17 protein-coding genes, 1 pseudogene and 1 other annotated feature are annotated in these 16,865 nt (G+C 52.5%); of the genes and pseudogenes, 10 read left to right on the top strand and 8 right to left on the bottom strand.

The features are described from left to right. Positions 1-114 precede the first annotated feature (114 nt). Positions 115-192, bottom strand: a pseudogene (locus ACLJPQ_RS05750) (hypothetical protein); the annotation flags it as partial. A gap of 159 nt (positions 193-351) precedes the next feature. Here ACLJPQ_RS05750 and sbcB point away from each other — a divergent pair. Continuing rightward, a complete protein-coding gene (gene sbcB / locus ACLJPQ_RS05745) occupies positions 352-1,782 on the top strand; it encodes an exodeoxyribonuclease I (RefSeq protein WP_080184642.1) in 1,431 nt (476 codons plus the stop codon). Positions 1,783-1,917: 135 nt separating this feature from the next. Here sbcB and plaP read toward each other — a convergent pair whose 3' ends face one another. From plaP to ACLJPQ_RS05725, 4 genes are all read right to left on the bottom strand, one after another. Further along, positions 1,918-3,276 carry a putrescine/proton symporter PlaP gene (gene plaP / locus ACLJPQ_RS05740; protein ID WP_138010046.1) on the bottom strand — a complete coding sequence of 453 codons (1,359 nt, stop codon included), beginning with the start codon at positions 3,274-3,276 and terminating at the stop codon, positions 1,918-1,920. Next, positions 3,266-3,328, bottom strand: coding sequence for a membrane protein YoeI (gene yoeI / locus ACLJPQ_RS05735; protein ID WP_096335044.1), 63 nt, complete (start codon positions 3,326-3,328; stop codon positions 3,266-3,268). Before yoeI ends, plaP begins: the two co-directional genes overlap by 11 nt. Positions 3,329-3,561: 233 nt before the next feature. Next, entirely contained in the window at positions 3,562-4,476 is a 915-nt protein-coding gene (locus tag ACLJPQ_RS05730; RefSeq protein WP_080184644.1) for a LysR family transcriptional regulator, read from the bottom strand. Between the two features lie 45 nt (positions 4,477-4,521). Next, complete coding sequence (locus ACLJPQ_RS05725) at positions 4,522-5,346, bottom strand: SDR family oxidoreductase (RefSeq protein ID WP_000754712.1); 825 nt, start codon at positions 5,344-5,346, stop codon at positions 4,522-4,524. Positions 5,347-5,507: 161 nt separating this feature from the next. Here ACLJPQ_RS05725 and hisL point away from each other — a divergent pair, with 161 nt between their 5' ends. From hisL to hisIE, 9 genes are all read left to right on the top strand, one after another. Continuing rightward, positions 5,508-5,558, top strand: coding sequence for a his operon leader peptide (gene hisL / locus ACLJPQ_RS05720; RefSeq protein ID WP_001364200.1), 51 nt, complete (start codon positions 5,508-5,510; stop codon positions 5,556-5,558). Beyond that, positions 5,534-5,657, top strand: a sequence feature (His leader region). Its footprint overlaps the gene before it by 25 nt. 46 nt (positions 5,658-5,703) lie before the next feature. After that, a complete protein-coding gene (hisG, locus tag ACLJPQ_RS05715) occupies positions 5,704-6,603 on the top strand; it encodes an ATP phosphoribosyltransferase (RefSeq protein ID WP_000886600.1) in 900 nt (299 codons plus the stop codon). Between the two features lie 102 nt (positions 6,604-6,705). After that, the gene (gene hisD / locus ACLJPQ_RS05710; RefSeq protein WP_076935384.1) at positions 6,706-8,010 is read left to right on the top strand and encodes a histidinol dehydrogenase; all 1,305 of its coding nucleotides are present in this window, start codon (positions 6,706-6,708) and stop codon (positions 8,008-8,010) included. Then, entirely contained in the window at positions 8,007-9,086 is a 1,080-nt protein-coding gene (hisC, locus tag ACLJPQ_RS05705; protein ID WP_023195126.1) for a histidinol-phosphate transaminase, read from the top strand. The genes hisD and hisC overlap by 4 nt, the downstream gene beginning before the upstream one ends. Further along, positions 9,083-10,150: a bifunctional histidinol-phosphatase/imidazoleglycerol-phosphate dehydratase HisB gene (hisB, locus tag ACLJPQ_RS05700; protein ID WP_000080050.1), complete on the top strand. Its 1,068-nt coding sequence runs from the start codon at positions 9,083-9,085 to the stop codon at positions 10,148-10,150. Before hisC ends, hisB begins: the two co-directional genes overlap by 4 nt. Then, positions 10,150-10,740, top strand: coding sequence for an imidazole glycerol phosphate synthase subunit HisH (gene hisH / locus ACLJPQ_RS05695; protein ID WP_001103593.1), 591 nt, complete (start codon positions 10,150-10,152; stop codon positions 10,738-10,740). Before hisB ends, hisH begins: the two co-directional genes overlap by 1 nt. Then, entirely contained in the window at positions 10,740-11,477 is a 738-nt protein-coding gene (hisA, locus tag ACLJPQ_RS05690) for a 1-(5-phosphoribosyl)-5-[(5-phosphoribosylamino)methylideneamino]imidazole-4-carboxamide isomerase (protein WP_000586406.1), read from the top strand. The genes hisH and hisA overlap by 1 nt, the downstream gene beginning before the upstream one ends. Continuing rightward, positions 11,459-12,235 (top strand): imidazole glycerol phosphate synthase subunit HisF, encoded by a 777-nt coding sequence (gene hisF, locus ACLJPQ_RS05685; protein WP_000880125.1) that lies wholly within the window; start codon positions 11,459-11,461, stop codon positions 12,233-12,235. Before hisA ends, hisF begins: the two co-directional genes overlap by 19 nt. Beyond that, positions 12,229-12,840: a bifunctional phosphoribosyl-AMP cyclohydrolase/phosphoribosyl-ATP diphosphatase HisIE gene (gene hisIE, locus ACLJPQ_RS05680; protein ID WP_000954848.1), complete on the top strand. Its 612-nt coding sequence runs from the start codon at positions 12,229-12,231 to the stop codon at positions 12,838-12,840. Before hisF ends, hisIE begins: the two co-directional genes overlap by 7 nt. 82 nt (positions 12,841-12,922) lie before the next feature. Here hisIE and wzzB read toward each other — a convergent pair whose 3' ends face one another. From wzzB to gndA, 3 genes are all read right to left on the bottom strand, one after another. Then, on the bottom strand, positions 12,923-13,906 hold the full coding sequence (gene wzzB / locus ACLJPQ_RS05675; protein WP_000215254.1) for an LPS O-antigen chain length determinant protein WzzB: 984 nt from the start codon (positions 13,904-13,906) through the stop codon (positions 12,923-12,925). Between the two features lie 142 nt (positions 13,907-14,048). After that, entirely contained in the window at positions 14,049-15,215 is a 1,167-nt protein-coding gene (ugd, locus tag ACLJPQ_RS05670) for a UDP-glucose 6-dehydrogenase (RefSeq protein WP_080184645.1), read from the bottom strand. 235 nt (positions 15,216-15,450) lie between these two features. Further along, complete coding sequence (gene gndA, locus ACLJPQ_RS05665; RefSeq protein WP_000043532.1) at positions 15,451-16,857, bottom strand: NADP-dependent phosphogluconate dehydrogenase; 1,407 nt, start codon at positions 16,855-16,857, stop codon at positions 15,451-15,453. Between the last annotated feature and the right edge of the window lie 8 nt (positions 16,858-16,865).

Below are 16,865 nucleotides of genomic sequence, written 5' to 3'. Positions count from 1 at the left end.
GCATGGAATTAAGGGACACAGCGTTGTGTCCCTCTGTAAATAGACCCGTTTTAGTCCATGCATTTTTGAGATCCCGGCCAGATTGACCCTGGCCTAAATTCCATACAGTACTAAATCAGAATCAGTAATTTCAGATGGACCGAAATATGGTTTACCATAGAGGGAGCGTAGCTTAGTGTCGCTGATGATCATTTTAGTATTTTGTACTCAATGATTTTAATGTTTATGTACTCACCATCGCATGTACGAACATTAGCAACAATATCAATTGGTGTACAAATACAATCCATCAACGACAAAATAAAAGAATAAAATATTTCATATACAGATAACATCAGGCGTGTACATCAAGTGACAGTTAAAAACGACAGCATACAGAGCACATTCCTCTTCCACGATTACGAAACCTTCGGTACGCATCCGGCCCTCGACAGACCTGCGCAATTCGCCGCGCTCCGTACGGATAACGACTTCAACGTTATTGGCGAGCCGGAGGTGTTTTACTGCAAACCCGCCGATGATTATCTACCGCAGCCCGGCGCGGTGCTGATTACCGGCATCACGCCGCAGGAAGCGCGTGAGAAAGGAGAAAACGAAGCCGCTTTCGCCAGACGCATTCATGCGCTGTTTACCGTTCCTAAAACCTGCGTTGTAGGCTACAACAATGTGCGCTTTGATGATGAAGTCACTCGCAATATTTTTTATCGCAACTTTTACGATCCCTATGCCTGGAGCTGGCAGCATGATAATTCACGTTGGGATCTATTGGATGTCATGCGCGCCTGTTATGCGCTGCGCCCGGAGGGAATTAACTGGCCGGAAAACGACGACGGCCTGCCCAGCTTTCGTCTGGAACATTTAACCCAGGCGAACGGGATCGAACACAGCAACGCGCATGATGCGATGGCGGATGTCTACGCCACTATTGCGATGGCGCAACTGGTGAAAACACGCCAGCCGCGGCTGTTTGATTATCTTTATAGCCACCGCAGTAAACATAAACTGGCGGCGCTGATTGACGTTCCGCAAATGAAGCCGCTGGTGCATGTCTCCGGCATGTTTGGCGCGTGGCGCGGTAATACAAGCTGGGTCGCGCCGCTGGCGTGGCATCCTGAAAACCGTAACGCGGTGATCATGGTCGATTTAGCAGGCGATATTTCTCCTCTTCTTGAGCTGGACAGCGACACCCTTCGCGAGCGGCTTTATACGGCCAAAGCCGATCTTGGCGATCACGCCGCAGTGCCGGTAAAGCTGGTGCATATCAATAAATGTCCGGTACTGGCGCAGGCGAATACCTTGCGCCCGGAGGATGCCGACCGGCTGGGAATTAACCGCCAGCACTGCCTGGATAACCTGAAAGTGTTGCGTGAAAACCCGCAAGTCCGCGACAAAGTGGTGGCGATTTTTGCCGAAGCCGAACCTTTTGCCGCCTCGGATAACGTTGATGCCCAGCTCTATGATGGTTTTTTCAGCGATGCCGATCGCGCAGCCATGAAAATCGTACTCGAAACCGAGCCGCGTAACCTGCCCGCGCTGGACATTACCTTTGTCGATAAGCGCATTGAGAAGCTGCTGTTTAATTACCGCGCACGCAATTTTCCCGGTACGCTGGATGACGCAGAACAGCAGCGCTGGCTGGAGCATCGCCGTCAGGTGCTGACGCCGGAGTTTTTACAACAGTATGCCAATGAATTGCAGATGCTTTCTCAGCAGTATGCGGAAGATAAAACGAAGCTGGGGCTGCTGAAAACACTGTGGCAGTACGCAACCGAGATTGTGTAATTGACCAATGCCTGACGGGCAGTGTTAATCCAGAGCGGATAAAGAGTGACGCCGCCATCCGGTAAACGTGCTGGATGACAAACAAAAAACCGGAGGCAGTGCCTCCGGTTTTACTATTGCCGATAATACGTGCGATTACGCGACGTCTTCGTACTGTGGAACCGGGTTGCGGAAGCTTTTAGTTACGCACGCCAGATAAATCAGCCCGATACCCGCCCAGATCAGGCCCAGTACCATTGAGCTCTCTTCCAGGTTAACCCACAACGCACCAACCGTGAGCGCGCCGCACATCGGCAGGAACAGATACTGGAAGTGATCTTTCAACGTTTTATTACGCTTCTCACGGATCCAGAACTGCGAAATCACCGACAGGTTAACAAAGGTAAACGCGACCAGCGCGCCAAAGTTAATCAGCGCCGTCGCCATCACCAGGTCAAAATTAATCGCCAGCAGCGCGATCGCCCCGACCAGGATGATGTTCATCGCTGGCGTACGCCATTTCGGATGAACGTAACCGAAGAAGTTTTTCGGGAATACGCCGTCGCGCCCCATTACGTACATCAGGCGCGCTACGCCTGCATGCGCAGCCATACCGGAAGCCAGTACGGTGATAGTAGAGAAGATCAGCGCGCCCACCTGGAAGGTTTTACCCGCCACGTACAGCATGATTTCCGGCTGAGACGCATCCGGATCTTTAAAGCGAGAGATATCCGGGAAGTACAATTGCAGGAAATAGGTTGCAAAGATGAAGATCAGGCCGCCAATCAGCGCGGTCAGGAAAATCGCACGCGGGATCACGCGCTCAGCATCTTTGGTCTCTTCCGACAGGTTACTGATGCCGTCAAAGCCGGTAAAGGAGAAGCACAGGATCGTCGCTCCCGTAATCATCGGGATAACGTGCGCATCGCCGGACCAGAACGGACGGGTGCTCGCCAGCGTACCGGCGCCTTCGCCTTCAAATACGCCATAAACCACCATGCCCAGAATGACCGCAATCAGCACCACCTGTAGCACTACAATCACGGTGTTGAAGTTAGCGACCGATTTGAGGCTGCGCAGGTTAAAGGCCGTCATAAAGGCCACCAGCGCCACGACAAACACCCATGACGGAATGGAGGGCACCAGCGCTTCAAAATAAATTTTCGCCAACAGAATGTTGATCATCGGCGCGAACAGATAATCGAGCAGAGAAGACCAACCCACCATAAAGCCAACGGTCGGGCTGATGGATTTCTGGGCATAGGTATACGCCGAACCCGCGGAAGGGTAGCGACGCACCAGTTTCCCGTAGCTCAACGCCGTAAACAGAATCGCGATTAACGCGAATGCATACGCCGTCGGTACGTGACCGTCAGTGAGGCCTGAAACGATACCAAATGTATCGAACAGCGTCATCGGCTGCATATAGGCAAGACCCATCATTACAACCGGAACTAACGTAAGCGTTTTACGTAATTCCACGCGAGAGGTGTTTGGAGTAACGTTATGCGACATGGTCATTCTCCTTTACGGCGAATGCCGTCGCGTAAGCAAAAAATTGCCCCATTTTCTGGATTCCTCAGCGACAACAACTGTCGATTTTTAAGTAAGTATCTATCCGGTACGAAGCCCGGCCTCTTGGTATTGAATGATGTGTTTGAAGCAAAAAAATAACCGACGCGTATTAAAACGTCGGTTAGTGTCATTTTTTGCAAGCGGCGTATTCTGCCCTAAATTGAAGTGAAATGACAAGAGAATGCGAGCGCGTTCAAAAAATTATTTTTCATAAGCGATTGATTTTTAAACCGGCGATTTTGCATACACCCCAGCAATAGCATTATTTGCTAAAATTTCATCCCGCCACCAGCCGCTGGCCAGCCCGGCGGTCTGTTCATTCCAGCCAACCCACACCGGTTCATAGACGATTTGCGCCACAACTTTCTTCTCTACAAGCGCGCCGCTTTCCAAAAATCGCTGCGCCAGATAACGCGGTAAATAGCCGCATCCCAGGCCGCTAATTTGCAGCTCCAGCTTGGTTTTAAAATCAAACACGGTAATCGCTTCCTGAGCGTCGAGCAGTTCAGACCCTATTGATCGCGAGGAATGGACGCTATCGCCAACCACAATCGCGCGAAAACGTTTGATCGTCTGGCGGCTAAGCGGTTCCTCTTCATGAACCAGCGGATGATGCGGAGCGACAGCAAACACCAGTTCAAGATCGCCCAGTCTTGCAAAGCCAAAGCCGGTGTCAGGCGGCGGCGCGCGCATGGCGCCAACGATGATATCCGCCCTTCCCTGCGTCAGCGTCTCCCATGAACCGCCGAGAACGCCATTGACAAATTTAAGGCGCGTCACGCTGTGGCGTTGATAAAAAGCGTCGATAAGCGGGGCCAGAAGAGAAAAGGGAAAGGTATCATCCACACCGATGACCAGTTCGTTCTCCCAGCCTTCATGCAGTTTAATCGCCTGCTTTTCCAGCTCGCGAACGGTGTGCAGCACTTCACGGCCTTTTTCCAGTAGCATTTTACCGGTTCGCGTAAATCGCGCGCGATGCCCGCTACGGTCGAGCAGTTGGATATTAAGATCGTTTTCCAGCTTATGAACGGTATAACTGAGGGCGGACGGCGTTTTAAATAATTTTGCCGACGCCGCCGCGAAGCTGCCTTCTTTTTCTAACGCATCAAGAATAATCAGAACGTCCAGCAGTGGTTTCATACTCGTCCCCTTGCGCTATATGGCGACCACCTGCTGGACAGCGACTCACTCCATCGGCATCACCAGCGGATCGGGATATTGATATTCAAATCCCAGCTCATTACAAATCCGGCTACCATCGATAATCTTCCCTTTGCCGTTGTCCGGTGCGTCACGAAAATGCGGCGGCGCCATTCCCAGCAAGCGCGTCATTTGCGGATAAAACACGTTGCGGGCTGGATGCGCCGGCGCACATATATTATAGATGTGCCCCCCTTTTGGCGCCTGTAGCAAGAGGGTAATTGCGCCAACCACGTCTTCAAGATGCACCAGATTGACCCCGTGTTGACCATCCGGCGCGGTTTTTCCAGCAAAGAAACGTCCGGGATGGCGTCCAGGCCCGACCAACCCCGCCAGCCGCAGAATATCCACTGACGTGCCCGGCAGATTATGCAGCCAATCTTCCAGTTCCTTCAGGGTACGCCCGCTGGCCGTGACCGGATTACGCGGCGTATTCTCTTTCACCACGCCTTGCGCATCGCCGTAAACAGACGTCGAACTGGTAAAAATAATACGCGGGATACGATAAGCCAGCGCGCTGTCGACCAGCTCCTGCATCGCCTGCAGATAAAAATCCTCTCCCGGACCGCTACGGCGCGCGGGCAGTGTTATCACCAGCGCATCGACATCCAGCAGAGCGTCAAGATCGTCCGCCTCACAGACCAGCTCCGGCTCCAGACGCAGCGGATAGCTTTCAATTCCACTCATACGGGCCGCTTCCACCCCGTCAAGGGTGGTTTTGCTGCCGGTAACCTGCCAGCCTCTCGCTGCCAGCGACATTGCCAGCGGCATGCCTAACCAACCTAAACCGACAATTGCGACCTTTTTCATCCATTTTCTCCTGACTTTAACGCCTTATACATAAGGCTACGCCAGCCCGCCGTGACTGACAATTCATACTATAAATGCGAAATGAAAAAAGCGCTTGCTTTAAGGCGTAAAAGTGGTTTAGGTTAAAGGTATCAAATGAATAAGCATTCATCGGAATTTTTATGACACGCGTTCAATTTAAACACCACCATCATCACCATCATCCTGACTAGTCTTTCAGGCGATGTGTGCTGGAAGACATTCAGATCTTCCAGTGGTGCATGAACGCATGAGAAAGCCCCCGGAAGATCATCTTCCGGGGGCTTTTTTTTGGCGCGCGATACAGACCGGTTCAGACAGGATAAAGAGGAACGCAGAATGTTAGACAACACCCGCTTACGCATAGCTATTCAGAAATCAGGCCGTTTAAGCGATGATTCACGAGAATTGCTGGCCCGCTGCGGCATAAAAATTAATTTACACACTCAGCGCCTGATTGCGATGGCGGAAAACATGCCGATTGATATCCTGCGCGTGCGTGATGATGACATTCCGGGTCTGGTGATGGATGGCGTGGTCGATCTCGGCATTATCGGCGAGAACGTGCTGGAAGAAGAGCTACTCAACCGCCGCGCGCAGGGCGAAGATCCGCGCTATTTTACCCTGCGCCGTCTTGACTTCGGCGGCTGCCGTTTATCGCTGGCAACGCCGGTTGACGAAGCCTGGGACGGCCCGGCGGCGCTGGACGGTAAACGTATCGCCACCTCTTATCCGCACCTCCTCAAACGCTACCTCGATCAGAAAGGCGTCTCTTTTAAATCGTGTCTGTTAAATGGTTCTGTCGAAGTCGCGCCGCGCGCGGGGCTGGCCGACGCTATCTGCGATTTGGTCTCTACCGGCGCGACGCTTGAAGCTAACGGCCTGCGTGAAGTCGAAGTTATCTACCGCTCTAAAGCCTGTCTGATTCAGCGCGACGGTGAGATGGCACAGAGCAAGCAACAGCTGATCGATAAATTGCTGACCCGTATTCAGGGTGTGATTCAGGCGCGCGAATCGAAATACATCATGATGCACGCGCCAAGTGAACGCCTGGAAGAGGTTATCGCCCTGCTGCCAGGCGCTGAAAGGCCGACAATTCTGCCGCTGGCGGGCGAGCAACAGCGCGTGGCGATGCACATGGTCAGCAGCGAAACGTTGTTCTGGGAAACCATGGAGAAACTGAAAGCGCTTGGCGCCAGCTCGATTCTGGTACTGCCGATCGAGAAGATGATGGAGTGATCTGACGCCTGATGGCGCTGCGCTTATCAGGCCTACGTAATGCGTTGATATTTTGGGTTCAGTAGGCCGGATAAGGCGGAACCCTGTGATGGAGTAAAGACCATGAGCTTCAATACCTTGATTGACTGGAACAGCTGTAGCCCTGAACAGCAGCGTGCGCTGCTGACACGTCCGGCGATTTCCGCCTCTGACAGTATTACCCGGACGGTCTGCGATATTCTGGATAATGTAAAAACGCGCGGTGACGATGCCCTGCGTGAATACAGCGCTAAATTTGATAAAACAGAAGTGACAGCGCTACGCGTCACCCCTGAAGAGATCGCCGCCGCCGGCGCGCGTCTGAGCGACGAATTAAAACAGGCGATGGCCGCTGCCGTCAAAAATATTGAAACGTTCCATTCCGCGCAGACGCTACCGCCTGTAGATGTGGAAACCCAGCCAGGCGTGCGTTGCCAGCAGGTTACGCGTCCCGTCGCGTCCGTCGGTCTGTATATTCCCGGCGGCTCGGCTCCGCTCTTCTCAACGGTGCTGATGCTGGCGACGCCGGCGCGCATTGCGGGATGTCAGAACGTGGTTCTGTGCTCGCCGCCGCCCATCGCTGATGAAATCCTCTATGCGGCGCAACTGTGTGGCGTGCGGGAAATCTTTAACGTCGGCGGCGCGCAGGCGATTGCTGCTCTGGCCTTCGGCAGCGAGTCCGTACCGAAAGTGGATAAAATTTTTGGCCCCGGCAACGCCTTTGTAACCGAAGCCAAGCGTCAGGTCAGCCAGCGCCTCGACGGCGCGGCTATCGATATGCCTGCCGGGCCGTCTGAAGTGCTGGTGATCGCCGACAGCGGCGCAACACCGGATTTCGTCGCTTCTGACCTGCTCTCCCAGGCTGAGCACGGTCCGGATTCCCAGGTGATTCTGCTGACGCCTGATGCTGACATTGCCCGCAAGGTGGCGGAGGCGGTAGAACGTCAACTGGCAGAACTGCCGCGCGCGGACACCGCCCGTCAGGCCCTGAGCGCCAGCCGTCTGATTGTGACCAAAGATTTAGCGCAGTGCGTCGCCATCTCTAATCAGTATGGGCCGGAACACTTAATCATCCAGACGCGCAATGCGCGCGATTTGGTGGATGCGATTACCAGCGCAGGCTCGGTATTTCTCGGCGACTGGTCGCCGGAATCCGCCGGTGATTACGCTTCCGGAACCAACCATGTTTTACCGACCTATGGCTATACTGCTACCTGTTCCAGCCTTGGGTTAGCGGATTTCCAGAAACGGATGACCGTTCAGGAACTGTCGAAAGCGGGCTTTTCCGCTCTGGCATCAACCATTGAAACATTGGCGGCGGCAGAACGTCTGACCGCCCATAAAAATGCCGTGACCCTGCGCGTAAACGCCCTCAAGGAGCAAGCATGAGCACTGAAAACACTCTCAGCGTCGCTGACTTAGCCCGTGAAAATGTCCGCAACCTGGTACCGTATCAGTCCGCCCGCCGTCTGGGCGGTAACGGCGATGTCTGGCTGAACGCGAATGAATTCCCGACAGCGGTGGAGTTTCAGCTCACCCAACAAACGCTTAACCGCTACCCGGAATGCCAGCCAAAGGCCGTGATTGAAAACTACGCGCAATATGCTGGCGTAAAGCCGGAGCAGGTGCTGGTCAGCCGCGGCGCGGATGAAGGGATCGAGCTGGTGATCCGCGCCTTCTGCGAACCGGGGAAAGACGCCATTCTCTACTGTCCGCCCACTTACGGTATGTACAGCGTCAGCGCCGAAACCATTGGCGTAGAGCGCCGGACGGTTCCCGCGCTTGAAAACTGGCAGCTGGATCTACAGGGGATTTCCGACAACCTTGACGGCACAAAAGTGGTATTCGTTTGTAGCCCCAATAACCCCACCGGGCAACTTATCAACCCGCAGGATCTGCGCACGCTGCTGGAGTTGACACGCGGTAAAGCGATAGTCGTCGCCGACGAAGCTTATATTGAGTTTTGCCCGCAGGCCACGCTGGCAGGCTGGCTGGTTGAATATCCTCATCTGGTTATCCTGCGCACATTGTCGAAAGCTTTTGCGCTGGCGGGTCTGCGCTGCGGCTTTACGCTGGCTAATGAAGAGGTGATCAACCTGCTATTAAAAGTGATCGCCCCTTATCCGCTTTCTACGCCAGTGGCGGATATCGCCGCCCAGGCGCTGAGCCCGCAGGGAATAAACGCAATGCGCGATCGCGTGGCGCAGACAGTGCAGGAACGTCAGTATCTGGTGAATGCCCTGCAACAGACCGCCTGCGTAGAACACGTCTTTGACTCTGAAACCAACTATATTCTGGCGCGGTTTACCGCCTCCAGCAGCGTGTTTAAATCCTTATGGGATCAGGGCATTATCTTACGCGATCAGAATAAACAACCTTCTTTAAGCGGCTGCCTGCGGATTACGGTCGGCACCCGCCAGGAAAACCAGCGCGTCATTGACGCCTTACGTGCGGAGCCAGTATGAGTCAGAAGTATCTTTTCATCGACCGGGACGGAACCTTAATTTCCGAACCACCGAGCGATTTTCAGGTAGACCGCTTTGATAAACTGGCCTTTGAGCCAGAGGTGATTCCCGTATTGCTGAAGCTGCAAAAAGCCGGTTTTAAGCTGGTGATGATCACTAACCAGGATGGACTTGGCACGCAAAGTTTCCCGCAGGCGGACTTCGACGGACCGCACAACCTGATGATGCAGATTTTCACCTCTCAGGGCGTACGCTTTGATGAGGTGCTGATCTGCCCTCACCTGCCCGCAGACGATTGCGACTGCCGCAAGCCCAAAGTGAAGCTGGTGGAGCGTTATCTTGCGGAACAAGCGATGGATAGCGCCAACAGCTATGTGATTGGCGATCGTGCGACCGATATCCAGCTCGCTGATAATATGGGCATTACTGGTTTACGCTATCACCGTGAAACGCTGAACTGGACGATGATTGGCGAACAGCTAACGAAACGCGATCGCTATGCGCATGTGGTCCGCAACACCAAAGAGACACAGATTGATGTCAGCGTCTGGCTGGATCGCGAAGGCAACAGCAAGATTAATACCGGCGTCGGCTTCTTTGACCATATGCTCGATCAAATCGCCACCCACGGCGGCTTTCGTATGGAGATTACCGTTAAGGGCGATCTCTATATCGACGATCACCATACGGTAGAAGATACCGGACTGGCGCTCGGTGAGGCATTAAAACTGGCACTCGGCGACAAACGCGGTATCTGCCGTTTTGGCTTTGTACTGCCGATGGATGAATGTCTGGCGCGCTGCGCGCTGGATATTTCCGGTCGTCCGCATCTGGAATATAAAGCTGAATTTACCTACCAGCGTGTGGGCGATTTGAGCACAGAGATGATTGAACACTTTTTCCGCTCACTCTCTTACACGATGGGCGTCACTCTGCATCTCAAGACTAAAGGTAAAAACGATCACCACCGTGTCGAAAGTTTGTTTAAAGCCTTTGGTCGGACTCTACGCCAGGCTATTCGCGTGGAGGGCGATACATTACCGTCCTCGAAAGGAGTGCTGTGATGAACGTCGTCATCCTTGACACCGGCTGCGCCAATTTAAGCTCGGTGAAATCCGCCGTGGCGCGCCACGGTTACACCCCGGTGGTCAGCCGCGAAGCGGAAACCGTATTACGCGCTGACAAACTCTTTCTGCCCGGCGTCGGCACGGCGCAGGCCGCTATGGATCAACTGCGCGAACGTGAACTGATCGACTTAATTAAAGCGTGTACTCAGCCGGTACTGGGTATCTGCTTAGGGATGCAACTGCTGGGTCGTCGCAGCGAAGAGACGCGCGGCGTGGATCTGCTGAACATTATCGAACAAGACGTGCCGAAAATGACCGACTTTGGTCTGCCGCTGCCGCACATGGGCTGGAATCGCGTGTATCCGCAGGCGGGCAACCGGCTGTTTCAGGGCATTGAAGATGGCGCCTATTTTTACTTTGTTCACAGCTACGCGATGCCGGTCAACCCGTGGACTATCGCCCAGTGCAATTACGGCGAGCCGTTTACCGCGGCGGTACAGAAAGATAATTTCTTCGGCGTACAGTTCCATCCGGAACGTTCGGGCGCGGCGGGCGCACAGTTGCTGAAAAACTTCCTGGAGATGTAATGATTATTCCGGCATTAGATTTAATTGACGGCACCGTGGTGCGTCTCCACCAGGGCGACTACGCCCGGCAGCGGGATTACGGTAACGATCCCCTGCCCCGTTTGCAGGATTACGCCGCCCAGGGCGCCGGGGTGCTACATCTGGTAGATCTGACCGGCGCTAAAGATCCGGCTAAGCGACAGATACCGCTGATTAAAACCCTGGTCGCGGGCGTGAACGTGCCTGTTCAGGTCGGCGGCGGCGTGCGTACCGAAGAAGACGTTGCGGCATTACTGAAAGCTGGCGTTGCCCGTGTGGTCATCGGTTCAACGGCGGTGAAATCCCCTGACGTGGTGAAAGGCTGGTTTGAACGTTTTGGCGCGCAGGCGCTGGTGCTGGCGCTGGACGTTCGCATAGACGAACACGGCAACAAGCAGGTGGCGGTTAGCGGCTGGCAGGAAAATTCCGGCGTCTCGCTGGAACAACTGGTGGAGACCTATCTCCCCGTCGGCCTGAAACATGTACTGTGTACCGATATTTCTCGCGACGGCACGCTGGCGGGCTCTAACGTGTCACTGTATGAAGAAGTATGCGCCAGATATCCGCAGATCGCCTTTCAATCCTCCGGCGGTATTGGCGATATCGATGATATTGCCGCCCTGCGCGGCACCGGCGTGCGCGGCGTGATTGTCGGGCGCGCGCTGTTAGAAGGGAAATTTACCGTTAAGGAGGCCATCCAATGCTGGCAAAACGTATAATTCCGTGTCTGGATGTTCGTGATGGTCAGGTGGTGAAAGGCGTACAGTTTCGCAACCATGAGATCATTGGCGATATCGTTCCGCTGGCCAAACGCTATGCCGACGAAGGCGCGGACGAACTGGTGTTCTATGACATTACCGCCTCCAGCGATGGTCGCGTAGTCGATAAAAGCTGGGTGGCGCGCGTTGCCGAGGTGATCGACATTCCGTTTTGTGTAGCGGGCGGTATCCGGTCAATTGACGACGCCGCCAAAATTCTCTCTTTCGGGGCGGATAAGATCTCTATCAATTCCCCTGCACTGGCTGACCCAACGCTGATTACCCGTCTGGCTGACCGTTTTGGCGTACAGTGCATTGTCGTCGGGATTGATACCTGGTTTGACGACGCCACGGGGAAATATCATGTTAACCAGTATACCGGCGATGAAAACCGTACCCGCGTGACGCAGTGGGAGACGCTGGATTGGGTGCAAGAGGTACAACAGCGCGGCGCGGGGGAAATCGTCCTGAATATGATGAACCAGGACGGCGTGCGTAACGGTTACGATCTGACGCAGTTGAAAAAAGTCCGTGACGTTTGCCGCGTGCCGCTGATCGCCTCCGGCGGCGCGGGCACTATGGAACACTTTCTTGAGGCATTCCGTGATGCCGATGTCGACGGCGCGCTTGCCGCCTCCGTTTTTCACAAGCAAATCATCAATATTGGCGAATTAAAAGCGTACCTGGCAGGCCAGGGCGTGGAGATCAGGATATGTTAACAGAGCAACAACGCCGCGAGCTGGACTGGGAAAAAACCGATGGCCTGATGCCAGCCATCGTGCAACATGCGGTATCCGGCGAAGTATTGATGCTGGGCTATATGAACCCACAAGCGCTGGATAAAACCATTGAATCCGGCCATGTCACGTTCTTCTCACGCACGAAACAGCGTTTATGGACCAAAGGCGAAACCTCAGGCCATGTGCTGAATGTCGTCAGCATTGCGCCAGATTGCGACAACGATACACTGCTGGTGCTGGCAAACCCTGTCGGGCCGACCTGCCACAAAGGTACCAGTAGCTGCTTTGGCGACGCCAGCCATCAGTGGTTATTCCTGTATCAACTGGAGCAGCTACTGGCAGAGCGCAAAACCGCCGATCCGACCAGCTCTTACACGGCGAAACTGTACGCCAGCGGTACCAAACGTATTGCGCAAAAAGTTGGCGAAGAAGGTGTAGAAACCGCGCTGGCGGCCACCGTCAATGATCGTTTTGAATTAACCAATGAAGCGTCTGATTTGATGTACCACCTGCTGGTGCTGTTGCAGGATCAGGATCTCAACCTCACCACCGTGATCGACAATCTTCGTAAGCGTCATCAATAAGCGTAAAAAAAAACCGGGCAATGCCCGGTTTTTTAATGAGAAATCTTACCTGTCGTAGCCGACCACCATCCGGCAAAGAAGCTTACAAGGCTTTTGGCTTATAGCTACGTAGCGCATTGCGTCCCAGCACAATCCCGGCACCGATCATCCCACCCAGCAATACAGCCAGCACAAGGGTAATGGCTTTTTTCGGGCTATCGCGACGGACCGGCAGCGTCGGCTTCATCACATAACGATAGACGTGCACCGTATCGGCAGTCACTTTCAGATTTTTAATGTCCAGCAGTGTCTGCTTCGTCTGGAAATAGGCCGGAGAAAAGACCAGTGGACGCGTCGCTTCGTTCTGTATCATCGATTTTAGCGCATCGCTCCCCAACAGGAACATCGTGTCCTGGGTAACATCCTGGGTTTGCTGAATCTGCGGCTGCGTGATTTTGGCCTCATCCGCATAGCGCAACGCTTCTTCGATTTGCTTAATACGCAGATCTTTTTGCTCCTGCGCCACAACTTCCTGCGTCTCAAGGGACTCCTGCAACGTTTTGGTTTGCAGCGTGATGTTATCTTTCAGGTCAACTTCCAGTTCCTTAGCGACCTCTTCATCCACCTGTTGGATATATTCCGCCAGCCGACGCTGCGCCCCTTCAGCGGTAGTACTCACATAAGAAACCGAGAGCGGCAGCGTCTGCCCCTTTACCGACTGTTCAATGGTGAGCTTTTCCCGCTCTTTCTGATTATCCAGCGCTTCCGATAATGCGGAAAACGCAGAACTAAAGCGGCTTATAAAATTCGCCTGCACTTCAGAGATTTTGGGGGCATTCCCGCCATACAAGACGTTGAGCGCGTTGGTATAGGTGGCAACCTGCGCGGCATCAGGTTGGGTAATAATCGCCGTGGATGTCCATTTTTCTTTGGCTATCATCAGGTAGCCTACGGCCAGCAAAATGGCGATAATAACGGCTACAATAATGGTCATCTTCCCACGCCATAACTGTAGCAATAACTCAATCAAATCAATCTGTTCCGGATCGTTCCCACGCCCGGAAGACGTATTACTATCCACTGTCATAGATACCCTAACTAAAAAAAGGATGAAGCTGGAGACAGTGTAGTCATAAAGCAAATATATGCCATAGGATTAATGATAAAAATCAGACATTATTTCCATTTGGTCAATAAATCATCGGGACTCATCAGCCCCGATTGCCTTATTAATCACTACCGAAAAGATCGCGGGTATACACTTTTTCAGCGACATCCAAAAGCTCTGCCGCCATCCTGTTGGAAATAATGACATCCGCCTGCTGTTTAAAGTAGTGCAAATCACGTTCAAGGCGTGAGTTAAAGAAAGTATCTTCTTCCATTACCGGCTCATAGATGATGACCTCTACGCCTTTCGCTTTAATGCGCTTCATAATCCCCTGAATCGATGAGGCGCGGAAGTTATCGGAGCCACTCTTCATAATCAGGCGATAAATGCCTACCACTTTAGGCTTTCTGGCGAGGATAGCGTCGGCAATAAAATCTTTACGCGTACGGTTTGCTTCAACGATAGCGGAGATAATATTATTAGGCACCGACTGATAATTGGCCAGCAACTGTTTGGTATCTTTTGGCAAACAATATCCGCCATAACCAAAAGAGGGATTATTATAATGATTGCCAATACGCGGGTCGAGGCACACCCCTTCAATAATTTGTCGGGTATTTAATCCTAACGTTTCAGCATAGCTGTCTAATTCATTAAAATAAGCGACTCGCATAGCGAGATAAGTATTGGCGAAAAGTTTAATAGCTTCCGCCTCAGTGGAGTCCGTAAACAGCGTCGGAATCTCCTGTTTAATAGCGCCTTCCTGGAGTAATGCGGCAAATTCTCTGGCGCGCTCAGACTGTTCCCCAATCACGATACGGGAGGGATAAAGGTTATCGTAAAGGGCTTTACCTTCACGTAAAAACTCCGGAGAGAAAATGATATTTTCTGTCGCAAACTTCTGACGCATTGCCGTCGTGAAGCCAACCGGCACCGTAGACTTAATAATCATCACGGCTGCGGGGTTGATGCTGATCACATCCTGAATGACCGATTCCACACTGGACGTATTAAAATAGTTGGTTTTGGGATCGTAATCCGTAGGCGTAGCAATAATGACGTAATCTGCATTCTGGTACGCATCAAACTTATCCAGCGTTGCTCTGAATCTGATGTTATCTTCCTTTAAAAATTGCTGAATTTCTTTATCAACAATCGGAGATATCCGATCATTTAACAGTTCAACACGGGAAGGAACAATGTCTAACGCCACCACATCATGATGTTGTGCAATAAGCAAACCATTAGACAAGCCAACATAACCCGTCCCGGATATCGTGATTTTCATTATTCGCTCTCAGAATTAACTTAATTATGAATCATGATGTATTTCGCATCCTGATAAGATATTAAAGTTTTAACGCCTGAGTATATAAAGTGCAACGCAGACGAAAACAATTCAGATTATCTTCATTACGATAAACACAGATTATTAAGTTAATATTAAGCAAAAGCGATAAATCAATAAGAATAGAGATAAAAAAAGCCCGGTATTAAACCGGGCTTAAACATTTTTGCAGAAATTACTCCAACCATTCGGTATGGAAAATGCCTTCTTTATCAGTACGTTTATAGGTGTGCGCACCAAAGTAGTCACGCTGCGCCTGAATTAAGTTAGCTGGCAGTACTGCGGCGCGATAGCTGTCATAGTAGGCCACTGCCGCAGAGAATGTCGGCACCGGAATGCCGTTCTGCACCGCGTAAGCCACAACATCACGCAGCGCCTGCTGGTACTCATCAGCAATTTTCTTGAAGTAAGGCGCTAACAGCAAATTGGCAATACCAGCGTTTTCTGCGTAGGCATCGGTGATTTTCTGCAGGAACTGAGCGCGAATGATACAACCCGCACGGAAAATCTTAGCAATCTCGCCGTAGTTGAGATCCCAGTGATATTCATCAGACGCGGCGCGTAGCTGCGAGAAGCCCTGCGCATAGGAGACGATCTTGCCAAGATACAGCGCGCGACGCACTTTCTCGATAAATTCAGCTTTGTCGCCTGCCGGCTGCGCTTTCGGCCCGGAGAGCACTTTAGATGCGGCAACACGTTGCGCTTTCAACGAAGAGATGTAACGCGCAAAGACGGATTCGGTAATCAGCGACAGCGGTTCACCCAGATCCAGCGCGCTCTGGCTGGTCCATTTACCGGTCCCTTTGTTGGCGGCTTCATCAAGAATGACATCCACCAGGTAGTTTCCGTCTTCATCTTTTTTAGTGAAGATGTCTTTAGTGATGTCGATCAGATAGCTGCTCAGCTCGCCGTTATTCCACTCAGTAAAAGTGTTCGCCAACTCTTCATTGCTGAGGTTCAGGCCGCCTTTCAGCAGGGAGTAAGCTTCAGCGATAAGCTGCATATCGCCATATTCAATACCATTGTGGACCATCTTGACGTAGTGACCAGCACCATCGGCGCCGATATAGGTCACGCACGGTTCGCCATCTTCCGCCACGGCAGCAATCTTCGTCAGGATCGGCGCCACCAGTTCATAGGCATCTTTCTGACCGCCAGGCATGATAGATGGCCCTTTCAGCGCGCCCTCTTCACCACCGGAAACACCGGTACCGATAAAGTTAAAACCTTCCGCAGACAGCTCGCGATTGCGACGGATTGTGTCCTGGAAGAAGGTGTTACCGCCATCAATAATGATATCGCCTTTTTCCAGATACGGTTTCAGCGAATCGATAGCTGCATCAGTACCTGCGCCCGCTTTCACCATTAACAGGATACGACGAGGCGTTTCGAGGGATTCAACAAACTCTTTCACCGTGTAATAAGGCACCAGCTTTTTGCCGGGATTCTCGGCAATCACTTCTTCGGTCTTTTCACGGGAGCGGTTGAAAACGGAGACGGTATAACCACGGCTTTCGATGTTGAGCGCGAGGTTGCGCCCCATCACTGCCATACCGACGACGCCGATCTGTTGCTTGGACATTACATACT

Source organism: Salmonella sp. SAL04213 (genome assembly GCF_046550535.1).
Classification (GTDB): Bacteria; Pseudomonadota; Gammaproteobacteria; order Enterobacterales; family Enterobacteriaceae; genus Salmonella; species Salmonella enterica.
The sequence above is the reverse complement of the archived record's forward strand: the minus strand, read 5'-3'. Positions and strand labels throughout refer to the sequence as shown.

Coding starts and splice junctions, on each gene's coding strand:
- plaP (WP_138010046.1), bottom strand. CDS start 3,276: ATGTCGCATAACGTTACTCCAAACACCTCTCGCGTGGAATTACGTAAA.
- ACLJPQ_RS05730 (WP_080184644.1), bottom strand. CDS start 4,476: ATGAAACCACTGCTGGACGTTCTGATTATTCTTGATGCGTTAGAAAAA.
- ACLJPQ_RS05725 (WP_000754712.1), bottom strand. CDS start 5,346: ATGAAAAAGGTCGCAATTGTCGGTTTAGGTTGGTTAGGCATGCCGCTG.
- hisG (WP_000886600.1), top strand. CDS start 5,704: ATGTTAGACAACACCCGCTTACGCATAGCTATTCAGAAATCAGGCCGT.
- hisD (WP_076935384.1), top strand. CDS start 6,706: ATGAGCTTCAATACCTTGATTGACTGGAACAGCTGTAGCCCTGAACAG.
- hisC (WP_023195126.1), top strand. CDS start 8,007: ATGAGCACTGAAAACACTCTCAGCGTCGCTGACTTAGCCCGTGAAAAT.
- hisB (WP_000080050.1), top strand. CDS start 9,083: ATGAGTCAGAAGTATCTTTTCATCGACCGGGACGGAACCTTAATTTCC.
- hisH (WP_001103593.1), top strand. CDS start 10,150: ATGAACGTCGTCATCCTTGACACCGGCTGCGCCAATTTAAGCTCGGTG.
- hisA (WP_000586406.1), top strand. CDS start 10,740: ATGATTATTCCGGCATTAGATTTAATTGACGGCACCGTGGTGCGTCTC.
- hisF (WP_000880125.1), top strand. CDS start 11,459: ATGCTGGCAAAACGTATAATTCCGTGTCTGGATGTTCGTGATGGTCAG.
- hisIE (WP_000954848.1), top strand. CDS start 12,229: ATGTTAACAGAGCAACAACGCCGCGAGCTGGACTGGGAAAAAACCGAT.
- wzzB (WP_000215254.1), bottom strand. CDS start 13,906: ATGACAGTGGATAGTAATACGTCTTCCGGGCGTGGGAACGATCCGGAA.
- ugd (WP_080184645.1), bottom strand. CDS start 15,215: ATGAAAATCACGATATCCGGGACGGGTTATGTTGGCTTGTCTAATGGT.
- gndA (WP_000043532.1), bottom strand. CDS start 16,857: ATGTCCAAGCAACAGATCGGCGTCGTCGGTATGGCAGTGATGGGGCGC.